Origin of the sequence: Sporomusa sp. KB1 (genome assembly GCF_007830295.1) — a bacterium.
Taxonomy (GTDB): Bacteria; Bacillota; Negativicutes; order Sporomusales; family Sporomusaceae; genus Sporomusa.
The window spans coordinates 164,479-179,763 of sequence record NZ_VLKC01000001.1; the positions used below are offsets into that span (position 1 = coordinate 164,479).

The following is a 15,285-nucleotide window of genomic DNA, read 5'->3' on the forward strand; positions in this document are numbered from 1 at the left end:
AATCACTAACGTTTTCCCTGCTCAAAGGGCTCCCCGGATGCACGCGGCGGTTGTGTTGTTTTCGAAAATAAAACAAGTACAAGCAACGTAACAATATACGGGAATGTTTTAAGTACTAAGCCCGGTATATGCGCCAAAGCCGGAATAGCCTGTGCAGATGTCGCTATCGTGCTGGCAAAACCAAAAAAAAAGGTTGCCCCTAAAATACCAAGCGGTTTCCATTGTCCGAAAATCAGTGCCGCCAAAGCTAAAAAACCTAAACCGAATACCGTGCCACTAAACTCACCTGAATAGGTTGTCAGGACAATGGCACCACCCAGCCCGGCACATGCGCCTGATATGATGACCGCTATATAACGTACCAACTGAACATTAACCCCTGCCGAATCAACGGCCTGCGGATGTTCCCCACAAGCTCTAAGACGCAGTCCGAAAACAGTCTTATATAAGACAAAATAAGCAGCTGTCAATATAAGCAGCGTGAGCCAGGTTGTCGCATAAGTATTGACAAATAACAAATTTCCGACCAGCGGCACATCACTAAGTACCGGTATATCAAACCGGGTAAACGGGCTAATCTGGATGTTGCCGCTGCCTGTCATATTGCGGGCGATAAACACGGTAAGCGCACCGGCAATCATATTGATAGCCGTTCCACTGATTACCTGATTAGCATGTAAACTAATACTGGCAAACGCATGCAACAGGGAAAATAGCGCACCTGCCAGCACCGCCGCTAACAGCCCCAGCCAGAGAGCCTGACTATGCATAACCGGCTGCAAAACTGAGATTGTGATCGCTGCGGCAAAAGAGCCGATAACCATTAAGCCCTCCAGCCCAATATTAACCACCCCACTGCGCTCAGAATACAGACCACCAATCGCAGTAATAAGCAAAGGAATGGCAAACGCAATTGCATAAGGTGAAATCTGCTGCAAAACCTGCCACACATTAAGCCCCTCCTTTTTGCCTGTTTAGAAGCTTGTCAATACCTTTTTCAATAAGTACACTTGTGGCCGCAAAATAGATAATTGTGGCAATAATAGTGTCGGCAATTTCCGGCGGTATGCTGGTCATAGCATTCATAAAGCCTTTACCGGAATATAACAAGCCGAAAAATAACGCAGCTCCCAGGACTCCCCACGGCGAATTAGCCCCCAATAAAGCTACTGCAATACCGTCAATTCCTTGTGACGGCAATATCCCAATTTGAAGGTTGGTAGCATAACCACAGTATAGTGTCATACCGCCCAATCCGGCCAGAGCCCCGGCAATCACCATCGAAAGAATAATACTGCGGCCAGCATTAATACCTGCGTATTCCGCTGCATAGCGATTAAATCCCACAGCCTTTAATTCAAACCCGAGTGTTGTTCGTTGCAATATGAATACACTAAGCAGCACGGCGGCAATGGCCAAAAAGATCCCCAGGTTAATATACGACCCGTCAAATAACTGTGAAAGCCAATCAGTACGTAGTGAAGCGGCTACCGGGATATTCCGGGATTCTGTTTCAAACGAGCCCTTGAAGTAGGCTGGCACAAGATAGTATACCAGCCAGTAGGCTATCCAGTTAAGCATTATCGTAGAAACCACTTCATGAACATTAAACCTGGCTTTAAACCAGCCTGGTATTGCCCCCCATAAACCGCCGCATACCATTGCCGTCAATACCATGGCAGTTAGCAGCAGCGGCTTGGGTATATCCACTGTCAACCCCACAGCAATAGCACAAAAGCCACCGATTAACATCTGACCGGCCGCCCCAATATTAAAAAGACCGGTTTTAAACCCGAAAGCTACTGATAACCCGGTAAAAATCAAGGGCACAGCTGTTGCTATTGTGTTCCCGACCCGTTCCAAACTCATTAACCCGCCACGAAATAAAAACTCATAGCCAGTTACCGGATCATGGCCGGCTAAAAACATAAAAACGGCTCCGGCCAGCAGGCCTAATAGAATGGTCATCAATAAAATGAGAGCCTCTTTTTGACTTTGACAATTTATTTTTGTCAATAGTCTGCCTCCTTTCGAATACCGGCCATCATCATACCGAGGTCATTTTCATTTGTGGCATCAGCCTGGACCAACCCAATCAATTCGCCCTGACTAAGAACCGCAATACGATCGGAAAGATTCAAAATCTCCTCCAGTTCCAAGGATACCAACAGCACCGCATAGCCGGCATCCCGCTGTGCAATTAACCGTTTATGAATATACTCAATCGAGCCAACATCAAGACCTCTTGTCGGCTGTACGGCAATCAGTACCTTAGGATTTAGACTTAATTCCCTGCCAATGATGGCTTTCTGCTGATTACCGCCTGACAATAGCCTGGCGATCGTAACAGAACCTTGTGCGGCACGAACATCAAAATACTGCATAATCTCTTTAGCGTAATGCCGCACAGCAGGGCGGTTTAGCACATAGTTTTGGGAAAACGGCGGCCGGTCATATACCTCAAGCACCAGATTATCTTCCAGGCTATAGTCAAGCACCAGGCCCCGTTTCTGGCGGTCTTCCGGCACATGTGCCAATCCGGCATCAATCCGCTCTTTAATTGGTAAGGAAGAAATATCATTGCCTTGTAATAGAATCTGGCCTGTCTGAATCTTTCTAAGACCGGTTATAGCATCGACTAGTTCTGCCTGCCCGTTGCCGTCTATACCGGCAATACCGAGAATTTCGCCGGCATGTACACAAAAAGATATTTTTTTAACGGCCGGCCTCTTGCTCTGGTTAAGTACTGTCAATTCCTTGATTTCCAGTAGAATTTCCCCTGGAGAGTACCCCGCTTTTTCCACTTTTAAAAAAACCGGCCGCCCGACCATCATCTCCGCCATCTCTTCTTTACTGCATGCAGCTACATCTACAGTACCAATGCATCGTCCCCGTCTTATCACTGTACAACGGTCAGCTACCGCTTTAATTTCTTTTAGCTTGTGAGTAATGAGAATAATAGCCTTTCCCTCTGCGGCAAGGTTTTTCATAATCTCAATAAGGTCGGCAATTTCTTGTGGCGTAAGAACAGCTGTCGGTTCATCAAAAATCAGGATTTCTGCAGCACGATACAACATTTTTAAAATTTCTACCCGTTGCTGCATGCCTACGGAAATATCCTCAATTTTTGCATCCGGATCAACATTCAGCCCATAACGCTCCGATAACTCTTTTATCCGCCGGCTTGCAGACCGGGTGTTGACAATGCCAAACCGGCTAGGCTCAATCCCCAAAATAATGTTTTCCGTAACGGTAAAGTTGTGAACTAATTGAAAATGCTGATGAACCATGCCAATTCCCAAATCAATGGCAACGTTCGGATTACTAATCCGGACTTCCTGCCCCCGCAGCCGTATTCTGCCACTATCTGGCTGATACAGTCCGAACAGAATATTCATTAACGTGGATTTACCTGCGCCATTTTCCCCCAATAATGCATGGATTTCACCTTGCCGAACAGTTAATGTAATAGTATCATTGGCGACAATCCCTGCAAACTCTTTGCGGATGCCCAGCATTTCTACAACATACTCCACACCCTGACAACCTCCAATCCCGCGAAATAGCTGTTCCTTCTTGCTGATATTTAATCCCCCAAAAATGATTATTTCTTAAGATAAAAAGTAGGTCCGGATAAGAGAGCTGCTCGTACAGCTGAGCTCTCTCCCCAATCCGGACCTATTCTTGCCCAGTACATTCAGGTGAATTTGGGTTATCAGCAGCTATTACGGCATAACTTTAACGCAATAACCCGTCACCTTTATCAGCAACCGTTACTTTACCTGCTTTCATACTATCAACAATTTCTTTAATCTTACTTGTAACCTCTTCCTTGAGATTTGGGTTCTTAGCAGGAAGGCCAATACCATCATTTTTTACATTAAAAGTAAGTATCTTGCCGCCGGGGAAATCGCCCTCCTTTACACTTTTAACCATATCATAAGCTGCCTGATTAACGCACTTCATCGCCGAAGTCAAAATAACTGATTTTGTCTTGTTTTCATCATAATAACCTTGTGCATATTGATCTACATCGACGCCAATAACCCAAACTGGTTGTCCGCCTTTTGTCCGTGCTACCGCTTCATTAATTACTCCAATACCGACACTGCCGGCTGCGGCAAAGATGACATTGACGCCTCGGTCATACATTTGCGCAGCCAGTTGCTGACCTGCCGCAACATCATGAAAAGTGCCCTGATAAATGAAGTTTTCGGTTTTCAGGCTAATTTGAGTCCCCAAATTGGCATTAGCGTATTTTATACCTTGTTGAAAACCCCAATTGAAACGCTGCACAGATGGAAACTCCATGCCGCCAATAAAACCAAATTCACTGGTCTTACTCTGTAAAGCAGCCGCAACACCTGCCAGGAAACCGGATTCATGTTCGGCGAAGTTAATAGCTACTGTATTCGGCCCAACCTTAACTTTACTGTAATCGTTGCCTGGATGGGGAACTCCATCCAAAATTACGAATTTGGTATCCTGATACTTTTCTTGCGCTGCATAAATCGAATTTTCAAACTTAAATCCGGGGGTAAAGATTAGCCTGTAGCCCGCATCATGGAAATTGGCAATCTCTTTATCATAATCGGCTGTTGTCGTACCGGATGGTCGCAAATATTTGGGCTTAAAATTGAAATCCGTTCCTGCCTTGACAAGGCCTTCCCATGTTGCCTGATTAAATGACCTATCATCAATTGTGCCGGCATCTGTACTCATCCCCACCAGGAGACTCCCTGCAGTCGAAGCTTTAGTCTCTTGTGTACCGGAACAACCAACAAACAAAATTGACAAACCAAAAATCAATAAAAATAACAACAGCCTTCTACTGTACATGTCTTATTTCCCCCTTATATCTGCCAGTTATAAATATTTTCTCCATCCGCACAATGTATCCTGCTAGGCTGGCTACATTTCCCATAAAAGTTTCACCATCACTTTCGCCGTCACAGGTATTAATCTACCCAAACGTCCAACACTGCCGCTTGATGTGAATTTTTAAAGTGAACTTATTTCAGCATAGCTGAAACAAGTTCACTCAACAATATTAAATATATCTCATTTTCATTTCTACCTTCCTTCAACTTTATTGAAGAAAAATTATCTTTCTATGCTCTGATCTACAAGTTCCTGAGCCATCCGGGCATATTCATCATCAGACACATTACTGTTGACAATACAGTTCAGCCATAAAACCGAGCTGAATATACCAACTATCATCACAGCGACAATACCACCGAACAGCTTTTTCATAACAATCACCCTTTCCTTCTTGCAAAATTACATTCATCTTTATCCATAGAGCTTATCACCTGGAGTCGACTCAAAGTCAATAGCTTTTTTGTCAGGTTTTAGTTTTTATACGCTAAAAGCGATTTAAAAAACCGCGAAAGTACTAGCTTCAGTACCTTCACGGCTTATTATTCCCTTGTAAATCCAATCGCAACTATTTGTTAGTATAAAAACCATTCCCTCAAATTTTTAAATCTATTTTCTCGTATTTTAAAGTAGAGTATACGATATATAATATGTTTTTTTGGAAAATGATAATTTCTTAAATCGAAAATTCGCACTAGAACCGGCCTTGCTAAATAAGGATTTTTCTAATAGAATCTATCTCATAAGAAACAATAATTATTACTCTCTAACTACTTTACTCCCTGAAATATAATTTGAATAGGAGAATTTTATGTTTAGTAAACAGCTGCGTCATATAAATCGATACCGTCAAATTGCTACTGTTTTAGCAAACCAAGGGTTTGGCTATCTTATCGAAGAAATGGACTTCATCAAAAAAATTCCCTATCATGAACGGTTACGGATAAAACCATTTGCAGTAAACTCAATTGACCTTGGTGAAAGAATTCGGATAGTCTTGCAGGAACTAGGTCCTACCTACATAAAATTAGGCCAAATCGCCAGTACTAGACCAGATATTTTACCGAGTGAAATTATTGTTCACTTAGAAAAATTGCAAGATGAAGTGTCTGCTATTCCCTTTGAACAAGTTCAAAATTTAATTAAAGAAGAACTGCGTGCTGACATTGAGGAGATATTTCTCGAATTTGATTCTCAACCGTTAGCAGCAGCTTCTATCGGACAAGTTCATGTAGCAACTTTAGAATCAGGACAAAAAGTAGCAGTAAAAGTTCAACGTCCCGGCATTGCTGCCGATATTGAGACAGACCTGGAAATTCTATTTGAAATTGCTGTTGCAGCTCAAAATCGCTTTCAATGGGCAAAGCAATACCAGATTGCCGATATGGTTGATGAATTTGCTAAATCTCTTCGTAGAGAACTTGACTACACCATAGAAGCACGTAATACTGACAAAATTTCTATTCAATTAAAAGATCAGACAGACTTTTATATTCCTACTATCTATTGGGATTATTCTACTAAAAGAATTCTTACCACAGAATTTATCCAAGGCATAAAAGTAAACCAAAGTGATCTACTTTTACAGCAAGGATATAATCTTTCATTGATAGCTAATCGTTTTGCTAAAGGAATTTTCCATCAGATATTTATCGAAGGATTTTTCCATGGAGACCCGCATCCCGGAAATATAATCGTACTGCCAAAAGAAGTGATTGGTTTTTTAGATTTTGGTATGGTAGGAAGATTGGGCTCCGAGATGAAAAATAGTTTATCTTCATTACTGCTAGGACTTAAACGTAATAACACAGACGATTTGATGAAAGCTATTCTTAGAATAGGAATTGTTTCACCTGAGGTAAACCTGCGGCAATTACGAGATGATGTTGAACTTTTTAAAGATACATATTATGGACTGCCTTTGAGTAAAATCAGTATTGGTAAGGCAATTACCAACTTTTTCAGAATTGCTCAAAAACATAGCATACGAGTCCCGTCCGATCTGGTATTAGTCGGCAAGGCATTACTCACTGTAGAAGGTGTTGTAAAAAAACTTGACCCAGCTTTAAGTCTTATTGATATTGTGGAACCTTTTGGTGAAAAATTGTTGCTGGAAAGAATGCATCCTAGAACGATTGCCGAGTCAGTATGGAAAACAGCAACTGACTTTGGCGATTTCTTTAATGATATTCCTAGAAATGCAAAGGAATTAAGCAGAGTTATAAATCACGGACGTTTACATTTGGACGTATCCTTTTCTGAAACAGAGCTCTTTTTAAAACACCTTGCTCAAATTAGTAATCGAATATCGGTAAGCATAATGCTATTAGCTTTTAGCATTTTAATGGGTAGCATTATAATTAGTTTTTCCCTAATGGGACAAGCCTCTCTTTTATGGAACTTTCCTATTGTTGAAATTGGTTTTTTTATTGCCATACTTATGTTTGTATGGGTACTATATGGGATAATACGTTCGGGCAAACTTTAGAAAATATACCAATATCATTCTACTTCTCACGTAATATTCAGAGAAAAATCCAGTGATAGAAAAAATGAGCCGGCTGAAGTGTCAGTAACTTAGCTGGCTCATTTTTTTTTGCAGTTAGTGATTTAGTTGGAAATAACCTTGCCTCATTAAATTACTTTTTTAATGAACGTTAAGAACCATGAATTGTCTGAAGGACCTGAGCGACCTCATTACCAACCATGTCTGATAGCGTATCCACTACTGATGCAGCTTCAGTTCCATCCGGACGAGTAACTGATTTATCCACAATATAAGCGTTATCGGCTGTAGAATAAGCCTTTAAATCGAGAGCTACATCCAGTGGCCGAACAGATACCAAAACAATATAATTCACATGGCGATCATTCCCGTATTTAGCCAATTCTTCGAGGGTAGCATCGGCTGCGCTATTGACGTTACAGCGGTTAAGATCCCGTAACACCTCATTTCCAGACTGTACTTCACTTCCTAAAAGCAAGACGTTTATCTTAAATCGAATTACTTCGTTCAGCGCCTTATTTAGGATATCAACTCCCGGAATATAGTGACCGGACGTGTCGATAAATAGAGCGACAGCTGCAGTCGCATTACTATCGGCAGCAGCAGCAGGACTGGTAGTTGAACTTATGATAACCAGTGCCAATAGAAAAGCCATCAAAACTTTTTTCATTAGATTATCACCTCATTTGGTTAAATATTGTATTATCTTTCGGACTATTACATCATAGCGCAAAGTTGACAAATATACAAAATAATTTAGAGCAATTCCCCCATTTGACATTTTTAAAAAACATTGACAATAAAACGTTAATATATTAACATTTTATTGTTAGTATGTTAACATTCAAGAGATTATACGTACTGAAAGGAAGGATAATCATGATTTGTACTAAATGTAACAGTGAAATCCCCGAGGGAGAACAATGTCTGCATCACGGTAAAATGCTCTGTGAGGATTGTTATCTTGAAATGTTGGAACCCCCACGTACGTGTGATGTTGCCGCCGTATATGGTGCTAAATTGGCCCGTAAAATGGCGGGACAAGAAGGAAGCGACGGATTAACTGAACTGCAAAAAAACATCTACAATTACATTAAAGAAGCGGGTTCGGTTACTGCCGAGCAAATTATGAACAAATTTAATTTATCTAAGTTACAGCTGGAAAGAAACTTTGCCGTATTAAGACATTGTGAACTTGTCCATGGTTTTATTGAAAATGGTAAAAAAATGATTAAAGTTTGGGGAGAAGATACTCTGGGTAAAATGAATATTGATTGAAGAAGAAAAGGCAATGGCACTAATCGGCTTGTAGTCAATATCATGGTACTGCGTCATCTGGAGGTGATTTTTCGCCTTTGTACTGGCCGTCCCGGAATGCGGTCCCAGGTTATTAGATCAGTTTATTTCCAGGAAATAAATTCCAGATGTACATTCTTTTTTTCCAGCTATTTAAGAGCCGTATATGGACACAATAATTATCGGAGGTGATACTATGAAAAACAAAAGCCAAAATAACGAACAGTGCCGTAACGAAAGGGATCAAAAGAGCCTTGAATTCGCACGTGAGTTAGCTAACGTAGAACAATGCCGTAATGAAAAAGATTGTGGTGGCGGCTGCGGTGGCAAACGGTAATATTTTTGATAGATCACTCCAACCTAGCAACTCTTCCTCTGAACAGCGGCTACGGTCGCTGTTCTATATTGCATTTATATCCTGAAATGATTACATGAAATGTTAATCAAACTTACATGAATGTAATGACACATCATAGACTTCCCCTTTTTCAAAATCTCTTTACTTATTTATAAGCAATTATAAATCAATCACTTCACCTCTAGCATAAAATATATACTAAAATAACATACCCAATATCAACTATGTCAGAAAGAGGTGAAATTCAGGATGGTACCCCTAAATACAGTGGACACAACACGTATTCCTTATGATACGGCAATTGAGTTGTCGGTTGCTGTATCCCGCATGCAGTGGCCTAAGCCTGCTATGAACTCAGCCCCCAAGGTAATAATACTAGTACCTGCTAAGCAGTTTCCTTATGCCTTTGCTGCTGCTAGTTTGGTGCATGACCCCATTATGGGAAATATATTGTTTACGCCTCTAGACGAACTTGCAGCCCTTACCCGTGAAGAAATTGAACGTCTGGACCCTCCAGGCACTGACTCTGCTCCCCCAATCATTGCAATTGGCCCGTTTGAGGTACAAGTCATTCGCGAAATTGAGAGTATGGGTTATGATGTGTTGCACATTATGGGAAAAAGCATCTTTACTAGCGCTGTCAAAGTAGCTAAATTGCGGGAACAAATACCACCCGAATCACCAGATGGCCCTATAAGCTTGTTTGTCGTGTCTGCCGATAACCCTTACGAAAGTGTATTAGCTACCTACTATTCAACACATTCCGGGGTGCCCATTCTGTTTACACATAAAGACCGTCTCCCTCGCTCAACAGCTACAGCCTTACAGGATATGGCTGAGAAAAACGTTTACATTATTGGCGGCAGGCAGGCAGTGTCAGATAGTGTTTTCCGGGAAATCAGCACTATCGTAGAACCGCCAGTGCAGCGCATAGCAGGCGTTGATCCCTTTGAAACGTCGGTTGCATTCTCTCAATACCATGACCCTGTTACAAACCTTGGTTGGAACAGGAATCACAAGGGCTTAGGCGATGCCTTCACGTTCGCTAACTTGAATTGCTGGGATCTGATTGTAGCTGCGTCAAGCTTTGCTCATCAGGGAAAACATACTCCGCTTCTGCTTATCAAAGATGATTTAACTCCCCCGGCAATATTAAATTACTTACACAACCTTAAACCACCTTTACGTATGCCGCCTATGCCGCCGTTTATGCACGGGTTTATTCTTGGTACTCGAAGGATTATTAATCATACTACCCAAGCAACTATTGAGGAAGCACTTAAAATTGATGAACAATCAGATAGTAGCCACGAGGAAATAGGTTCATCCGCAGAATAAAGATAGGTATCTAATAGGAAAAAACCTTTGCGCTTGCAAAGGTTTTTTCCTATTAATGATAACGTTTTGGTGAACTGGACAAAACGTTAAGCTAGTTTGGCGATAGATTTAATATCCTTTAGCTTAACCATGCGCAATTTTCGGTAATAAATCAAGTTGACTTTGATAATTACTGCCTAATAGCCTTTTTTCAAGACGGTTTATAAATATTAATTGTTCTCGCTCTATTTTCCTATTTGCTTCTGCTATCGAAAAGAAGTCGATCTTATCAATTTCGGGAAATAGACAAACCTGACCCGATTGGGGAGGCCATTCTAACTGGAACGCATTACTTTGCACTGGCTTAGATACATCCCAATCTCCCTCAAATGCCCAAATATGTAGAATTCTTTTATACTTTCCCGGAGCGCTACCAAGATAGATTGAATAAGTTAAATCCGGATCGATACCAGTTTCTTCAACAAACTCCCGCACTGCACCTTCAACAATTGTTTCACCAATCTCAAGATTCCCCTTGGGAATCCCCCAATACCGGTCATCTTTATTTTCAAAATATGGTCCACCCGGATGCGCTAACAGCAACTCTAATCGTCCAGTATTTAGCCGGTACAACAGTAAGCCAGCGCTTACGTTATGGTGCACTAAATTCACTCCCCTCTAACCTGTATCGCACTAAGATAAGACTGGGCTTGTGCCAAGTCTTTTAGGACGCCGGCACAAGTCTTAGTCGTTCTATCCAGAGAAAGTTATTCTTCCCATCTGAATAACAAAAGTCTATTAATATAGTACCATGTGGGTATGAGAGTCGCGTTAATTCAATATTAATTTTTGATTAATTTGAATGAAAGATATCTATCTGTATTATCACAGGCCTTCCTACGTTACGCTATTCTTGGCAGTGAACTTGCTATACAATTACCTCCACCAGCAATGCTAAAATGTACATACTCGGAATATTGTGCTGGAAAAAGCCCCTTACTCTTCCATACTTATAAATAAATTTTCCTCTAAGGTAACAAACTAACGTTAGAAACCTAAAGGAGGGTATATACCAGATGTCTAATGAAACCTTAATTAAAAGCCAAGATACTACCAACCGCGGAGACGTTGAATCAGTTCTCAATAAAGGTGACGCCAGTGGTACAAATAATCCGGACCAACATTTTGATATTCACAAAAACGCGAAAAAATACTACGACATTGAAAAAGCACCTTCCTCTATGCCTGAAGTGCATAAATGGCAGCGCGAACATATTAAGGTTCACGACCAGAGCAAAGATGGGTTTCCACTCAATATTATCATTGACCCAGCTATGCGCGAAATGTATCAGCACGTACACGCCCAAGGTTTAACCAATGTATTTGACCGTTTTGAGCAGCAAGAAAAAATCCGCTGCAGCTTCTGTTCTTCTGGTTTATCCTGCCAACTATGCGCCAACGGCCCCTGCCGCATTAGTCCCAAAGCGCCTCGTGGCAACTGTGGTGTTGATGCTGACGTTATGGTATCCAGAAACTTTGTCTATCGTCATGTCACCATCGGTACATCCGCAAATATATTCCACGCCCAGCAAGCCGCCCGGACCCTGAAAGCAGCTGCCGAAAAACCAGATAGCGGCCTAAAAATCCGCGACAAGCAAAAACTTTTGAAATATGCTGAAATGGCAGGTTTAAACAGCCATGAGGATACTAATAAAGTAGCTATTAATTTTGCTAATTGGGTGCTTGCAGATATGGGTAAACCCTACTGGGAAGAATCAGCTATGGTTCAGGCCTTTGCCCCACCCAAGCGTCAAGAGTTGTGGCGCAAACTTGGTATTTACCCCGGTGGTGGCTTCAGTGAAATCGGATTAGCCCAAACCAAATGCATGACCAACCTTAACGCCGACCCTGTAGATTTTTTGCTAACGTCTGTCCGTCTGGGGATAATCAATGAATATCAGGGTCTCTTTGCACTTGATATTCTGCAAGAGATCCTTATGGGAACGCAAAAAATTCGCGCTGCTAAGCAGAATATGGGGCTTCTTAAACAAGATATGGTTAATATTATCACCAACGGCCATATGCCATTGACGGCCCACATAGTTATTGAACTAGCTTCTACGCCGGAATGGCAGGAAAAAGCCAAAAAAGCAGGTGCCAGTGGCATGCAGATACTGGGGCATGTCTGTGAAGGTCAACAGTTGCTAAATTACAAGGATACTGGAGAAATGAGCGCCTATGGCGGTCAGGAAGGCGAATGGTTATCTGAGGAATACCTGTTTGCCACAGGTGCAGTTGATCTCTTTATGTTTGATTACAACTGTACCATTCCAACTTTACCGCTCTACGCAGAACGCTTTGGCACTAAAATGGTTAGCACCCATGAGGTTATTCGTATGCCTGGCACTGAAGTTGTCGAGTTTAAGCCTGAGGAAATGAAAAAGCAGGCCGAAAAGATTCTCGAAATGGCAATAGAATCCTATGCCAAGCGTAAAGCCGAAAACCGGGAGGTATACATCCCGCCCCATATATCTGAAGGTTGTGTAATTGGTTTTAGCACCGAGTCAGTGAAAGAAGCACTTGGCGGTACCTGGAAACCACTCATTGATGCAATTGCCGCAGGTAAAATACGCGGTATCGCAACCATTGTTGGCTGCACTACCGCCCGCTATGGTCAAGGCGGCAGTAATATCTTCCGCATTGCCAAAGGCTTAATCGAAAAAGACATACTAGTATTGTCAGGCGGTTGTACTTCTGCAGTCATGCAATATTCCGGGTTAACCAATCCACAAGCTGCCGAAGAATGCGGCCCAGGCCTCAAAGAAATCTGCAAAGCACTGGGTATCCCACCGGTTCTTTCCTACGGGGCTTGTGTCGACATTGGAAAGATGACCCAAACGGCTAAAGAACTTGCCGATGCTCTAGATGTTGACACCAATAAATTGCCACTTGTCATCGGCGCTCCCGAGTATCTTGAACAAAAAGCTGTTGCTGATGCTTGCACAGCTATCGCACTCGGCTGGTTGGTGCATGTAGCTCCCGTACCGTCAGTTACTGGCAGTGATCTTGTAGTCAAGACATTGACCGAAACGACTGAAACCCTGGGACTTGGCAAACTCACAGTAGAAACTAATGCTGATAAGACTGTACAAATATACATTGACCATATTGAGAAAAAACGCAAAGAATTAGGGTTGCACTAAGTGCAACGCAGTTCAACTACACGCTTCTGGCTTTTACATTGATAACCGGGCAATCCCCCAAATGGGATTGCCCGGTCTTTTGTTCACAAATGTTTATCTTTTGCGGCGAGTTAAGGCTCCCGCCGATGTTTCAGCTATGCTGAAACAAGTTCACAAGACTTCATAAGGCTATTCACTCTTACCGGATCTTAGCGATTCAGCAGCAGCTTCTTTTTTGGGGATTGCCAGTACAGAAATAGTGCCCAGAATCGCGAACGAAGCTAAGAAATACATACCAGCGTTGGTCGAACCTGTTGCGTCTTTCAGGAAGCCGACCATATAAGGCCCAAAGAACCCACCTAAATTGCCGAACGAGTTAATAATCGCAATACCGACAGCGGCGGTAGCTTCCGACAGATACAGATTCGGCAATGTCCAGAATGTGCCAACAAACGAGTAGATGGCGGCCTGACTTATGCACAGCAGCAACATTGAAACCATCAGATTATCTGTCATGGTTAAACTAATCAAGCTAAAAAAGGCTATTCCTATTGGTAAAGCAGTATGATACCGGCGCTCTTGTGCGGCATCCGAACGTTTAGCGACATAAACCATAGCAATTATAGCAAATATATAGGGAATAGTGGATATCAGACCAATATTTGACAAACTCATAGCTTTGGACAGATTTTTCAATATCTGCGGCATCCACATTCCAAGACCATAGAGAGCAAGTACATAGCACAGGTAACAGAAAGCTAAGTGCCACACCCGGCCATTCTTAAATACTTCCCATTTATTAGCAACTTTGACCTTTAATTGTTTGGCCACATGCTCGCGTTCCAGTTCTGCAATAAGCCACTGTTTTTCCTCAGCATTCAAGAACTTTGCCTGGTCAGGTCTGTCCACCATAACAAAGAGTGTAACAATACCGAGGATGATGGCAGGCAATCCTTCCAAGATAAACATCCAGCGCCAACCAGCCAGCCCCATCCAAACCACGTTTTCCATAATCCACGACGATATTGGACCAACGACGATATTCGCCAATGCCATCCCGCACATAAACAGGGACATAGTTTTGGCAAAATGCTTTGTCGGGAACCAAAACGTAAAATATAAGACAATACAAGGATAAAAACCAGCTTCAGCGGCGCCGAGCAACGCCCGCAGGATTGCAACCTGGGTAACATTTTGGGCAAATGCCAGGACAACCGTTACTAGTCCCCAACTGACAAGAATCCTGGCAATCCATTTCCTAGCACCTACTTTATGCATAATAACGTTACTAGGAACTTCGAAAAAGAAATATGTTATAAAAAAGATACCAGCCAACATACCAAACGTACTAGCGCCAATCCCCAAATCCTTATTCATTTGCAAAGCAGCAAAACCAATATTGACCCGGTCTAACATAGCTACAATATACAAAAGCATAACATACGGCACCAGTTTCCACCGTATTTTATTCATTAGCTGATTCTCGCGTTCTTCAGTAAAATTTATAGTTGCCAAGTAACTACACCTCCATAAAAACTTTCAACTACTACTCATTCTCTTTGGCAGCATGGACTCTAACATAACTGTCACCGCTCCTTTTTTAACCAACCTCCTTCCCGCAAACTTTTCTATTAAGCAAGACTTGCATCGATGGAATATAAACTCACAGATACTAAGTCCAAGCTTTACTCAATTACTAAATTAACTTTTGTAGCACGACATTAAAGAAATTGCAGCTTTTGACT

General features: G+C 42.0%; 13 protein-coding genes. 5 read left to right on the forward strand and 8 right to left on the reverse strand.

The features are described 5' to 3' along the window. Positions 1 to 5: 5 nt before the first annotated feature. The 5 genes from SALPA_RS00680 to SALPA_RS28100 form a co-directional block, all read right to left on the reverse strand. Positions 6 to 950, reverse strand: coding sequence for an ABC transporter permease (locus SALPA_RS00680; protein WP_145088516.1), 945 nt, complete (start codon positions 948 to 950; stop codon positions 6 to 8). A gap of 1 nt (position 951) precedes the next feature. Continuing rightward, positions 952 to 2,016, reverse strand: coding sequence for an ABC transporter permease (locus tag SALPA_RS00685; RefSeq protein WP_255450701.1), 1,065 nt, complete (start codon positions 2,014 to 2,016; stop codon positions 952 to 954). Further along, positions 2,013 to 3,536 (reverse strand): ABC transporter ATP-binding protein, encoded by a 1,524-nt coding sequence (locus tag SALPA_RS00690; RefSeq protein WP_145088518.1) that lies wholly within the window; start codon positions 3,534 to 3,536, stop codon positions 2,013 to 2,015. Before SALPA_RS00690 ends, SALPA_RS00685 begins: the two co-directional genes overlap by 4 nt. Before the next feature lie 202 nt (positions 3,537 to 3,738). Beyond that, entirely contained in the window at positions 3,739 to 4,839 is a 1,101-nt protein-coding gene (locus SALPA_RS00695; RefSeq protein WP_145088520.1) for a BMP family protein, read from the reverse strand. Between the two features lie 264 nt (positions 4,840 to 5,103). After that, positions 5,104 to 5,265: a hypothetical protein gene (locus SALPA_RS28100; RefSeq protein WP_186450837.1), complete on the reverse strand. Its 162-nt coding sequence runs from the start codon at positions 5,263 to 5,265 to the stop codon at positions 5,104 to 5,106. Between the two features lie 427 nt (positions 5,266 to 5,692). Between SALPA_RS28100 and SALPA_RS00700 the strand changes: the two genes are divergently transcribed. Beyond that, positions 5,693 to 7,369 carry an AarF/ABC1/UbiB kinase family protein gene (locus SALPA_RS00700; protein ID WP_145088522.1) on the forward strand — a complete coding sequence of 559 codons (1,677 nt, stop codon included), beginning with the start codon at positions 5,693 to 5,695 and terminating at the stop codon, positions 7,367 to 7,369. Between the two features lie 169 nt (positions 7,370 to 7,538). Here SALPA_RS00700 and SALPA_RS00705 read toward each other — a convergent pair whose 3' ends face one another. Further along, positions 7,539 to 8,057, reverse strand: coding sequence for a hypothetical protein (locus SALPA_RS00705; RefSeq protein WP_145088524.1), 519 nt, complete (start codon positions 8,055 to 8,057; stop codon positions 7,539 to 7,541). A gap of 209 nt (positions 8,058 to 8,266) precedes the next feature. Between SALPA_RS00705 and SALPA_RS00710 the strand changes: the two genes are divergently transcribed. The 3 genes from SALPA_RS00710 (at position 8,267) to SALPA_RS00715 (ending at position 10,379) form a co-directional block, all read left to right on the forward strand. After that, positions 8,267 to 8,665 (forward strand): hypothetical protein, encoded by a 399-nt coding sequence (locus SALPA_RS00710; protein ID WP_222427792.1) that lies wholly within the window; start codon positions 8,267 to 8,269, stop codon positions 8,663 to 8,665. Positions 8,666 to 8,879: 214 nt separating this feature from the next. Next, the gene (locus tag SALPA_RS28105; RefSeq protein WP_186450838.1) at positions 8,880 to 9,020 is read left to right on the forward strand and encodes a hypothetical protein; all 141 of its coding nucleotides are present in this window, start codon (positions 8,880 to 8,882) and stop codon (positions 9,018 to 9,020) included. 288 nt (positions 9,021 to 9,308) lie between these two features. Beyond that, on the forward strand, positions 9,309 to 10,379 hold the full coding sequence (locus SALPA_RS00715; RefSeq protein WP_222427793.1) for a cell wall-binding repeat-containing protein: 1,071 nt from the start codon (positions 9,309 to 9,311) through the stop codon (positions 10,377 to 10,379). Between the two features lie 123 nt (positions 10,380 to 10,502). Here the strand turns inward: SALPA_RS00715 and SALPA_RS00720 are convergent, their stop codons facing one another. Further along, positions 10,503 to 11,021 (reverse strand): NUDIX domain-containing protein, encoded by a 519-nt coding sequence (locus tag SALPA_RS00720; protein ID WP_186450839.1) that lies wholly within the window; start codon positions 11,019 to 11,021, stop codon positions 10,503 to 10,505. A 413-nt stretch (positions 11,022 to 11,434) separates the two neighbouring features. Here SALPA_RS00720 and cooS point away from each other — a divergent pair, with 413 nt between their 5' ends. After that, the gene (gene cooS, locus SALPA_RS00725; RefSeq protein WP_145088529.1) at positions 11,435 to 13,561 is read left to right on the forward strand and encodes an anaerobic carbon-monoxide dehydrogenase catalytic subunit; all 2,127 of its coding nucleotides are present in this window, start codon (positions 11,435 to 11,437) and stop codon (positions 13,559 to 13,561) included. 168 nt (positions 13,562 to 13,729) lie between these two features. Here cooS and SALPA_RS00730 read toward each other — a convergent pair whose 3' ends face one another. Beyond that, complete coding sequence (locus tag SALPA_RS00730) at positions 13,730 to 15,055, reverse strand: MFS transporter (RefSeq protein WP_255450702.1); 1,326 nt, start codon at positions 15,053 to 15,055, stop codon at positions 13,730 to 13,732. Between the last annotated feature and the right edge of the window lie 230 nt (positions 15,056 to 15,285).

Excerpts from the sequence above, each read along its gene's own strand:
- SALPA_RS00695 (WP_145088520.1), bottom strand. The coding sequence starts at position 4,839 with ATGTACAGTAGAAGGCTGTTGTTATTTTTATTGATTTTTGGTTTGTCA.
- SALPA_RS00705 (WP_145088524.1), bottom strand. The coding sequence starts at position 8,057 with ATGAAAAAAGTTTTGATGGCTTTTCTATTGGCACTGGTTATCATAAGT.
- SALPA_RS00710 (WP_222427792.1), top strand. The coding sequence starts at position 8,267 with ATGATTTGTACTAAATGTAACAGTGAAATCCCCGAGGGAGAACAATGT.
- cooS (WP_145088529.1), top strand. The coding sequence starts at position 11,435 with ATGTCTAATGAAACCTTAATTAAAAGCCAAGATACTACCAACCGCGGA.
- SALPA_RS00700 (WP_145088522.1), top strand. The coding sequence starts at position 5,693 with ATGTTTAGTAAACAGCTGCGTCATATAAATCGATACCGTCAAATTGCT.
- SALPA_RS28105 (WP_186450838.1), top strand. The coding sequence starts at position 8,880 with ATGAAAAACAAAAGCCAAAATAACGAACAGTGCCGTAACGAAAGGGAT.